The organism is Staphylococcus devriesei (genome assembly GCF_002902625.1).
Taxonomy (GTDB): domain Bacteria; phylum Bacillota; class Bacilli; order Staphylococcales; family Staphylococcaceae; genus Staphylococcus; species Staphylococcus devriesei.
Genome location: NZ_PPRG01000085.1, coordinates 1 through 9,310 on the forward strand (window position 1 = coordinate 1; position 9,310 = coordinate 9,310).

Below are 9,310 nucleotides of genomic sequence, written 5' to 3' on the forward strand. Positions count from 1 at the left end.
GTCGGTATAGGTGTGATTTTATCCATACATTTCCATCAACGTCAAACCATGCCAATAAAAGATAAATAACTTTTACAATATAAATTCAGGCTACTAAATTCTCATATTTAAGAATTTAGTAGCCTGTTTTTGTTTGAAAAATTATTGCTTTAGTATACCGCAAATCGATGTCGAAGAACAAAAATGATAAATGTGTCAGTCTTATCACTCATGCTTATTTCGTTCCTTTAAATAACATTATCTTAATATTATGATGAGGTTATTTAACTTCTGGACGAGCTGGCGCTGATGCGGGCAAAGTGTTAATAATGTCTAAACGAGATTTTGTTTTTTTAATATTTACACCTAAAGACGATAATAATTTGACTACATTTTGTAACTTATCCTGTTTACTCATAGTAATCACCTCGTTTTTTGACTTTCATGGATATACTACCCTAATTAAAATACATTTACTACACATTTTAAAAATAAATTTTGATTTTTAATTTAATACTTTATAACCATCATCATAAATTTCTTTTTCTATACTATTTAAATTGGTTGGTGTTTCAAATTCAATACTTACTTGTTGTAGTTCTAAATCTATCTCTACGTTGCTTACGCCAATCATTTTTAACAATCGTTGTTTTAATGCATCTAATTGTTGTTGCGTTTCAAGTCCATCGATTCTCACTTTACTAACTGTCATTATTACTTACCTCTAATCTTTCATTAACTTTTGAAAAGTCACTAATAATTCTTCCATCGCCTCTTCTTGAGCACCATGATTTACTTTTTCCATAATACAACTTTTCATATGATGGTCTAATAATTTTGTTGCCACACTATTTAATGCAGAACGTGTTGCCCTAATTTGTGTTAAAACATCATCACAATAAACATCTTCTTCTATCATTCTATTAATTGCTCTAACTTGACCTTCAATACGATTTAATCTTGATTTTAAATTAATTTTTGTCTGTTCAGAATGATGTGCGTTATCTTGATTTTCCAAGGTGGTCACCCTTTCTTTCACTCTACTTAATGGTATAATTTCCCTCTACATCCGTCAATCACAGATGCTTATAATCTGTGAAAATGGTCATGCTATTTCTTATTTACCATGATACAATTATATTTAAGTATTAATTTAGAGTTTCTTTTTACATGCAAGAATTTTATATAAAGTAGGAGGCATTATATGATAGATTTATATTCCTTATCATTTTCACATTCATCATTATTAATTAATATCATATTAATTGTTGCCTTTCTATTAAACTTAATTTTTGCGTTTGTCATTATATTTATGGAACGTCGTAGTGCAGGTTCAATTTGGGCATGGCTATTAGTTTTAGTGTTTCTTCCAGTTATAGGTTTCATGCTATACCTACTTCTTGGACGCCAAATTCAACGCGATCAAATTTTCAAATTAAAAAAAGAAGATTGTAAAGGACTTGAAATGATAGTTGATGAACAAATTGAAGCATTAGAAAGTGATGATTTCTCTAAAGGTAATCATCAAATAGTTAAGTTTAAAGAAATGGTTCGTATGCTATTATTTAATAATGCTGCTTTTTTAACAACAGATAATAATATTAAAATATTTACAGATGGAAATGCAAAATTCAATTCATTAATTGAAGACATTAAAAACGCGCAAGATTATATACATATCCAGTATTACATTTTTAAAAGTGATAATCTTGGACGTCGAATTCTTGCAGCTTTAGAGAAGAAATTAGATGAAGGCCTTGAAGTTAAAATGCTTTACGATGATATGGGGTCTAGGTTGCTAAGAAAGAAAGACTTAAAACGATTTCGTGAAAAAGGTGCGCATGTCGAATCCTTCTTCCCATCTAAACTCCCACTTATAAACCTACGAATGAATAACCGTAACCATAGAAAGATTGTTATTATAGATGGCAAAATTGGATATGTTGGTGGGTTTAACGTAGGAGATGAGTATCTTGGTCAGGATAAAAAATTTGGCTACTGGCGCGATACCCATTTACGTCTTGAAGGTGACTCAGTAAATGCTTTAGAACTTAGATTTATTTTAGATTGGAATTCCCAATCTAGTCGTGACTTTATCGAATACAACGAGCGCTATTTCCCCGATGTTGATTCAGGTGGCACGATTGGCGTTCAAATCGCTTCAAGTGGTCCTGATGAAGAATGGGAACAAATTAAATACGGTTATTTAAAGATGATTTCATCTGCCAAACATTCAATTTACATACAATCACCCTATTTTATTCCAGATCAAGCCTTTTTAGATGCTATTAAGATTGCAGCTTTGGGTGGCGTAGAAGTTAACTTAATGATTCCTAACATGCCAGACCATCCTTTTGTATATTGGGCTACATTAAAAAACGCCGCTTCTTTATTAGAGGCTGGAGTAAAAATTTATAAATATGATAATGGCTTTCTCCATTCTAAGACGTTAATCATTGATGATGAAATTGCTACGGTGGGAACTACTAATATGGACAATCGTAGTTTTACTCTTAACTTTGAAGTTAATGCTTTTATATATGATGAAGACATTGCCTGGCAACTTAAGCAAGCCTTTATAGATGATATGAAAGTATCTTATCGCTTAACCCAAGAATTATATAATCAGCGTAGTACATGGGTGAAGTTTAAAGAAGGTATTTCTCAATTATTATCGCCTATTTTATAATATATTGAGATAAGACTTAACTATATACTGTTTATGCTCTGGAGCAGGACTATGAAATCTTTGAAATTATTGATTTCTATCCTGCTCCATATGTCATTTTGTCTTCATTTTTAATTTTATAAAGGAGTATATTATGGAACAATCTCAACAAATAAAGTTAGCACAAGATTATATGTATCATTTTCATGAAAATGACTATTCTGGTCATGACATAGCACATGTAGAACGTGTGACATCCCTTGCACGCATCATATACCAATCAGAACAACAAGGCAACGAATTAATTATTATTCTCTCAGCTCTCTTGCACGACGTCATCGATGATAAATTAACAAATAAAGAACAATCTTTAAATCGATTAAAAACTTTTCTTAATACGATTGAATTGTCTAAAGATGATCAACAGCATATTTTATTTATTATTGAAAATTTAAGTTATCGGCAGGGGACCAATAATAACGTAAAATTAACAATTGAAGGCCAAATAGTTAGAGATGCTGATCGTTTAGATGCACTTGGTGCTATAGGTATCGCAAGAACCTTCCAATTTGCTGGTCATTTTAATGAACCAATGTGGACAGAATCACCTTATTCTAGCCCTCCTAATCTAGAAGATATAGTAACATTGCCCCCTTCTGCAATTCGACATTTTTATGATAAGTTACTTAAATTAAAAGATTTAATGCATACTTCTACTGGTCACAAACTTGCCCAAGAACGGCACGACTTTATGAAACAGTTTTTAACTCAATTTTACTCTGAATGGCATTTATAAATAGTCAAAAAGCATCGATACCATTAAAGGATATCGATGCTTTTTATATACAGAAGTAAATTTATTTTCTATTTTTTCTTTTTATTATTTTTAGAAACTACTTGAGTATTTTTACCTTTAGAATTTGAGTCTTTATTCTTCTCAAATTTTTCAAGCATTGGTGCAACTTCTCTTTTAGCTACTTTTTCATAGTACATATTAGCGAAGTATGTTTGTACAATTAAGAATGCTGCACTGACTGACCAGTATAAACCTAACGCTGAAGCTGAACTTAGCGAAATCCAAATAATCATGATTGGTGAAACGATCATCATCATATATGTCATTTGACGCTGTTCTTGTGGCATTTGTTTACTTGAAACCCATGCTTGAATAAAGTAAAGTACACCGGCAATAATTGTAATCCAAATATCAGGATGTACTAAATTGAACCATAAGAAATGCGGATGTTCAGAAATTCCGCCACCAATACGATAACGTAATACGAAATATAACCCCATAACGACTGGCATTTGAATAAGTACTGGTAAACAACCTAAAGCACTCTTCATAGGATTAATATCGTACTTTTTATAAACTTCCATCATTTCTTGATTAGCTGCCATTTTTTCTTCTTGAGTACGTGCACGTTTAACTTTTTCTTGTACACCATCAACTTCTGGTTTAGCAACTTTCATCTTCTCACGCATCATATGACTATTTTTATAGTTTGAAAGCATGAAAGGTAGTAACACAATACGAATGACTAAGACTAATATAATGATTGCAATACCATAATCATCATTAAAAACTGAATGGCCTAACCAATGTAGTACTTTAGACATTGGTTCAACGAATGTGTTGTAGAAAAATCCATCTCTATTACTAGATTTAGAATAATCACACCCGGCTAAAAAGACCATTACCCCTAATAACAAAGGTAGTAACGCTTTCTTCTTCATTTTTACACCTCTATTGATATATTCACATAGAGCTTATTTTATCATAATCATAGTGTACTAGAAAACAAAAAAAGAAAAAAACTATCATTTATTTGAAATAACTTTGTAATTTAGTAACAGTCTTGTCAATATTATGACTATGTGCAATCGCTGAAATTACAGATACGCCATCAGCACCTGCTTGGGCAATAGGCTCAATGTTATCTTCGTTAATACCACCAATAGCTACCATTGGTAAGGAAGGGTTAGTATGTTTTAAAGTGCTAATCATTTCGGGGCCTACCGGTGCACTAGCATCTGCCTTAGAGAGTGTAGAGTACATTGGTCCTACACCTATATAATCAACATGTGTTAAATCTGAATCTTGATATTCTTTTTCGTTTCCTACACTCAATCCGATAATTTTATCCTTAAAATCATTTATAAATGAGATTACTTCTTCATCGTCCTGTCCTACATGAATTCCATCGGCATCAATTTTCAATGCTAACTCAACATCATCGTTAACTAAAAAAGGAACATTGTACTCATGACATAATGCTAATAACTCTCTAGCTAACGCCTCTTTAGCCTCTCCTTTTAATGATTCTGGACCTTTTTCACGAAATTGAAATAACGTAATTCCAGCCTCTAGTGCTTGTTTTAAAATATTTTTAATGTCAGAACCTTGATGTATATCTTGAGTTCCACAAATAAAATAGACATTTAAATCTGTCGCTTTAAACATATTAATCTACCTCTTCACGTTTAACATCACGTTCATATGTTTCATAATTCATTAAATACATTTGATCAAGCAATTGTGGCAAAAATATGCCTGGCCCTTTAACTTGATCATCATTTTCAGCAATTTCAGCAGCAATATTATAGAAACTTACCGCTTCTTCCAAGACCTGTATTGATGGATGCGTTTCTCTAAATAAGAAACCTGCCACTATACCGCCTAATAAACATCCTGCTCCTGTAATTTTAGCTAATAAAGGCGACCCGTTAGATAATTTAACTACTTTATTATCTTGAACAATCACATCTTCTTTACCTGTTAAAACGATAGCGGTATTTAATTTCTCATAGGCTTTCTTTGCAATAGATACTGGGTCAAGGTTAGTATCACCGTCTGTACCTTTCATAGTTGTATTTGTATCAACTAATGTAAGAATTTCAGAAGCATTCCCTTTAATAACTGAGACTTCTACTTCCGTTAAAAATCTTTGGCAGAATGTTTTGCGATAAGTTGAAGCACCGACTGCTACAGGATCAAAAACGATAGGTGTACCTTGTTTATTAGCAATTTTACCAATTTCAATTATATCTTCTTCATTTGCTTTAGTTAAGGTGCCTATATTAATTAATAACGCACTCGCTACCTTGTAAAATTCTTCGGCTTCCTCAGGTGCTTCACTCATAGCAGGACTAGCACCGATGCTAAGTAAACCATTTGCAGTAAAGTTTTTAACGACATCATTTGTATAACATACAACTAATGGATTATTTTGTCTTAATTTTTCTAAATTATTCATCATCTAATCCTACTTTCTTCATATAAGCGAAATGGTTTACAGGGCCACGTCCTTGACCAATCTCAGGGGTATATTGAATACTCATTGAAATAAAGTCTTTAGCTTTTTTCACTGCATCATAAATTGTTTTACCTTTCGCAAGTTCTGCAGTGATGACTGCTGAAAATGTACAACCTGTACCATGCGTATGTTTTGTATCAAAACGTTGATCTTCAAAGGTATAAACACCATCTTTAGTGAATAAAAAGTCTTTAGCATTATTTAAATCAGCAGAATGGCCACCTTTAATTACGACGCCCTTACTACCAATCTCATTAATAAAGATATTTCCAGCTTTGTATATATTTTCTTCAGTATCAATTTTTAAGCCTGTTATTTCTTCAGCTTCCGGTATATTAGGCGTAACAACATCAGCTAAAGGTAACAATGTATTTTGTAAATGTGTTTTAGTATCATCATCCATTAATGAATCACCACTTTTAGCTAGCATTACTGGATCAATAACATACGGGATATCTGAATGTTCTTTTAAAAATCCTTGAATTAATTCCATTGTTTCTTTTGTAGCAATCATACCCGTTTTAATTGCATGTGGTAACTCGTCATCAAAGACGCTTTCAAGTTGCTCTTTTACCCAGCTTGTTTCAAGATTATGAATATGCTGAACGCCCTTTGTATTTTGAGCTACTATACTCGTAATAGCTGCCATTCCATATACACCACATGCATGGAATGATTTTAAGTCCGCCATTACTCCTGCTCCACCCGTTGGATCTGTACCTGCGATAGTTAAAGCAATCTTAGGTTTATTCATGGTTAGCCCCTCCAAAGTTCCATTGTTCATCAATATAAGCCATGTTGAAGAAATTACGTTCGTGAATTGTACTTTGTAAGAAGCTTTCTTTAATGTCCGCTTTTTCTTGTTCAGTACAATTTTCAGTTAGTTCATCTAATAAACGGTCAAACACTTCAATAAGTGGACGCATTTCAGTACTATAAAAATCAAACCACTTAGCTGTGATTGCATCTCTATTTAAATTATTATCTTCTAATGCCATTTTAGCCACAACTTCATACACATATGGACATGGAGCCATAGCTGCTATTGTATACGCTGCATTTTCATGTGCATACGCATGATAATACATATGCTTAATATAATGGTCACCACTTGGAGGCCAAACTTTCTCTTTAACAATTTCTTCATAAGGTTCATTAATATAATCAGCTAAAATTTCATGTGCTTCTACTTCGCCATCCAACATAAATTCGATTTGTTCAACTAAGAATTTAACATCTTTCATAGTTGGTGCCTTAGGTATTAAAAGTGCATATAAATTAGTAAACTCTTTTAAATACGAAGCGTCAGCGCGTAGATATTGACGTACCGCTTGATTTGATAAACTACCTTTTAATAAATCTTGGATAAACCCATCATTATAAATTTTCTCAATAATAGGTTGTGAAGCTTCTTTTAACTCAGTTGAAAAAGTCATTTCATTTCCTCCTTAAAAGTAAAAAGCTACATTTCAACGTAGAAATGTAGCTTTCACTCTTAGAATATGAATGAAACGTTCACATCACTACTTTCCTACGTTGGTACTAACCAAGTCAGGTTATAAGGGTCTGAATCATTCATCTCAGCCATAAATAAGGCTCCCCTAGTAGCTTTTATTATTTCTTTCACAATATCAAATTGGCAATTAATTAGCAAATAAAAAAGCCAAGACACCTTTAAAAGATGCCTTAGCTAAAATATATTATATATTTAAATTATGCAGTCACCCATTGAGATGCGCCAGCAGTATTGTATAATTTAACAGCTGCAGCATCTTGAACATGTTCAGGAGCTTGTGTTGGAGATACACCTTTATATTCAGCAGGTGCTACTGAGTCCCATGTAGATTGTAAGAATTGATATTTACCTGCTGCACCTGAACTTGGGTTAACAGCCTTGATGTCTCCACCTGATTCACGTTGAGCAATTTGTTGTAAATGACTATTAACATTTACTGATGAACCACTTGAAGCTTCGCTACTTGATTGACTACTGTTTGAAGTAGATTGTTGTGGTTGTTGAGTTTGCTCAGTTTGTGGTGCTTGTTGTGTTTGTGTTGGTTGAGTTGTATTTGATTGTTGTTGGTTACTAGTTTGTTGTGGTGCTTCTTGATTGTAAGAAGATGTTTCTTGTGCGCTAGCTTGTTGTCCAGTTGCTTGAGTTGATGCTTGTTGTTGAGCAGTGTTATCTACTGTTGCACCATTAGATGGATGATATTCCCATTGGAAATAAGTGCCATCTGACCAGAAATGATAAGATTTACCATTTAAGTTGAATTGATAATCATATGCGCCCTCTTGGATAGGACCTTGATTTAATGATTGATCATTTGATTCTGCTAATTGTGCTAACTCTGCCTTGTTAATTTGAGATTCACTCGCATCAGCTTGACCTGCGTTACCAGCTACTACTCCTAAGCCTACTGCTAATGATGAAGCAATAATAGTCTTTTTCATAGTATAAAAATCCTCCTACGTAATTTGTTCATAAATTATTTTACAAGTTACACTTTAACATCCATAGCTCCAGTGTAGGTTACAGTGAAATAAAAAAAGAGAGCTCTTTTTTACATATAAATTACATTGAATAATGGTACAAATTAATTGAATTCATTAATTTAAAACTTTCATGACAGTGTTCAAGAAAAAATATTATATGTTTGTTATGTAATACTATTGAAATCTTTCAGATAATTAAACAATAATTACGAACCCCCCTTACCAAGTTGGGAATAAATAAGAGAGGTTCTGAGTATAATTGAAAGATGTTATATATAGAATAGATAGAATTCGAGTTAAATATAGAAATTTAATTGATATTAGTTATCTCAAGATTATTTAAGGGATAAGTGTCTTCGTCGTATGTGAGGGAAGTAAGTAATTCATTATTCTTAGATTGGGGAGACATAAATTTAATAGTTTCAACGTATAATTCCGTTACAAAGTGAGTTTGTCCGTCTTTTTCATATTTGCGGGAGCGCATTTGTCCTGTTATACCTACAAGTGATCCTTGACTAGTATATTTTTCAATATTACTAGCTGTTTTGCCGAATGCTTTACAAAAAATATAATCACAAGCTATTTCATTATTTTCATCTTTATAATTACGTTCAGTAGCAACACTGAAGGTAGCGATTTTCACCTCCTCTTTATCGTAAATTTGTGCGTCTTTGGTCATACAGCCAACTATGACTATCTTATTTAGCATATCTCACCTCCTTCTATCTCTATATTATTCATTAGCATGATTCTCGTCAAAATTCTATTTTTAATAAATTTTCTCCTATTGATACTCAAAATTTGATATATTTAAAGAAAATAGTTAATAAATTACTGCTAAATTTGATAA

Annotated in this window: 12 protein-coding genes and 1 riboswitch; of the genes, 2 read left to right on the plus strand and 10 right to left on the minus strand. The window is 32.5% G+C overall.

The genetic code is table 11. The features are described from left to right. Positions 1–259: 259 nt before the first annotated feature. The 3 genes from CD147_RS11085 to csoR all read right to left on the minus strand — a co-directional run bounded on the left by CD147_RS11085 (position 260) and on the right by csoR (position 997). Entirely contained in the window at positions 260–397 is a 138-nt protein-coding gene (locus CD147_RS11085; RefSeq protein ID WP_103167516.1) for an Lmo0850 family protein, read from the minus strand. 87 nt (positions 398–484) lie between these two features. Further along, on the minus strand, positions 485–691 hold the full coding sequence (csoZ, locus tag CD147_RS11090) for a putative copper chaperone CsoZ (protein WP_103167517.1): 207 nt from the start codon (positions 689–691) through the stop codon (positions 485–487). Between the two features lie 12 nt (positions 692–703). After that, on the minus strand, positions 704–997 hold the full coding sequence (csoR, locus tag CD147_RS11095) for a copper-sensing transcriptional repressor CsoR (RefSeq protein ID WP_103167518.1): 294 nt from the start codon (positions 995–997) through the stop codon (positions 704–706). 186 nt (positions 998–1,183) lie between these two features. Here csoR and cls point away from each other — a divergent pair, with 186 nt between their 5' ends. After that, positions 1,184–2,668, plus strand: coding sequence for a cardiolipin synthase (gene cls / locus CD147_RS11100; protein ID WP_103167519.1), 1,485 nt, complete (start codon positions 1,184–1,186; stop codon positions 2,666–2,668). A gap of 133 nt (positions 2,669–2,801) precedes the next feature. Beyond that, entirely contained in the window at positions 2,802–3,443 is a 642-nt protein-coding gene (locus CD147_RS11105; protein WP_103167520.1) for an HD domain-containing protein, read from the plus strand. Between the two features lie 68 nt (positions 3,444–3,511). Here the strand turns inward: CD147_RS11105 and yidC are convergent, their stop codons facing one another. The 7 genes from yidC to CD147_RS11140 form a co-directional block, all read right to left on the minus strand. Then, positions 3,512–4,384, minus strand: a complete 873-nt coding sequence (yidC, locus tag CD147_RS11110; protein ID WP_103167521.1) for a membrane protein insertase YidC — start codon at positions 4,382–4,384, stop codon at positions 3,512–3,514. Positions 4,385–4,472: 88 nt separating this feature from the next. After that, positions 4,473–5,111, minus strand: a complete 639-nt coding sequence (gene thiE / locus CD147_RS11115) for a thiamine phosphate synthase (RefSeq protein ID WP_103167522.1) — start codon at positions 5,109–5,111, stop codon at positions 4,473–4,475. Between the two features lies 1 nt (position 5,112). Continuing rightward, positions 5,113–5,904: a hydroxyethylthiazole kinase gene (gene thiM, locus CD147_RS11120; RefSeq protein ID WP_103167523.1), complete on the minus strand. Its 792-nt coding sequence runs from the start codon at positions 5,902–5,904 to the stop codon at positions 5,113–5,115. Further along, positions 5,897–6,718 (minus strand): bifunctional hydroxymethylpyrimidine kinase/phosphomethylpyrimidine kinase, encoded by an 822-nt coding sequence (gene thiD / locus CD147_RS11125; protein WP_103167524.1) that lies wholly within the window; start codon positions 6,716–6,718, stop codon positions 5,897–5,899. Before thiD ends, thiM begins: the two co-directional genes overlap by 8 nt. After that, complete coding sequence (tenA, locus tag CD147_RS11130) at positions 6,711–7,400, minus strand: thiaminase II (RefSeq protein WP_103167525.1); 690 nt, start codon at positions 7,398–7,400, stop codon at positions 6,711–6,713. The genes thiD and tenA overlap by 8 nt, the downstream gene beginning before the upstream one ends. Before the next feature lie 75 nt (positions 7,401–7,475). After that, positions 7,476–7,577: riboswitch (TPP riboswitch) on the minus strand. A gap of 100 nt (positions 7,578–7,677) precedes the next feature. After that, positions 7,678–8,418: a transglycosylase family protein gene (locus CD147_RS11135; protein ID WP_103167526.1), complete on the minus strand. Its 741-nt coding sequence runs from the start codon at positions 8,416–8,418 to the stop codon at positions 7,678–7,680. A 352-nt stretch (positions 8,419–8,770) separates the two neighbouring features. Beyond that, complete coding sequence (locus CD147_RS11140) at positions 8,771–9,169, minus strand: single-stranded DNA-binding protein (protein ID WP_103167527.1); 399 nt, start codon at positions 9,167–9,169, stop codon at positions 8,771–8,773. Between the last annotated feature and the right edge of the window lie 141 nt (positions 9,170–9,310).

What these genes read in the sequence shown, in the direction of transcription:
- thiE (WP_103167522.1), bottom strand. Translation starts at nt 5,111, where the DNA reads ATGTTTAAAGCGACAGATTTAAATGTCTATTTTATTTGTGGAACTCAA.
- cls (WP_103167519.1), top strand. Translation starts at nt 1,184, where the DNA reads ATGATAGATTTATATTCCTTATCATTTTCACATTCATCATTATTAATT.
- CD147_RS11140 (WP_103167527.1), bottom strand. Translation starts at nt 9,169, where the DNA reads ATGCTAAATAAGATAGTCATAGTTGGCTGTATGACCAAAGACGCACAA.
- CD147_RS11135 (WP_103167526.1), bottom strand. Translation starts at nt 8,418, where the DNA reads ATGAAAAAGACTATTATTGCTTCATCATTAGCAGTAGGCTTAGGAGTA.
- CD147_RS11105 (WP_103167520.1), top strand. Translation starts at nt 2,802, where the DNA reads ATGGAACAATCTCAACAAATAAAGTTAGCACAAGATTATATGTATCAT.
- thiM (WP_103167523.1), bottom strand. Translation starts at nt 5,904, where the DNA reads ATGAATAATTTAGAAAAATTAAGACAAAATAATCCATTAGTTGTATGT.
- CD147_RS11085 (WP_103167516.1), bottom strand. Translation starts at nt 397, where the DNA reads ATGAGTAAACAGGATAAGTTACAAAATGTAGTCAAATTATTATCGTCT.
- yidC (WP_103167521.1), bottom strand. Translation starts at nt 4,384, where the DNA reads ATGAAGAAGAAAGCGTTACTACCTTTGTTATTAGGGGTAATGGTCTTT.
- thiD (WP_103167524.1), bottom strand. Translation starts at nt 6,718, where the DNA reads ATGAATAAACCTAAGATTGCTTTAACTATCGCAGGTACAGATCCAACG.
- tenA (WP_103167525.1), bottom strand. Translation starts at nt 7,400, where the DNA reads ATGACTTTTTCAACTGAGTTAAAAGAAGCTTCACAACCTATTATTGAG.
- csoZ (WP_103167517.1), bottom strand. Translation starts at nt 691, where the DNA reads ATGACAGTTAGTAAAGTGAGAATCGATGGACTTGAAACGCAACAACAA.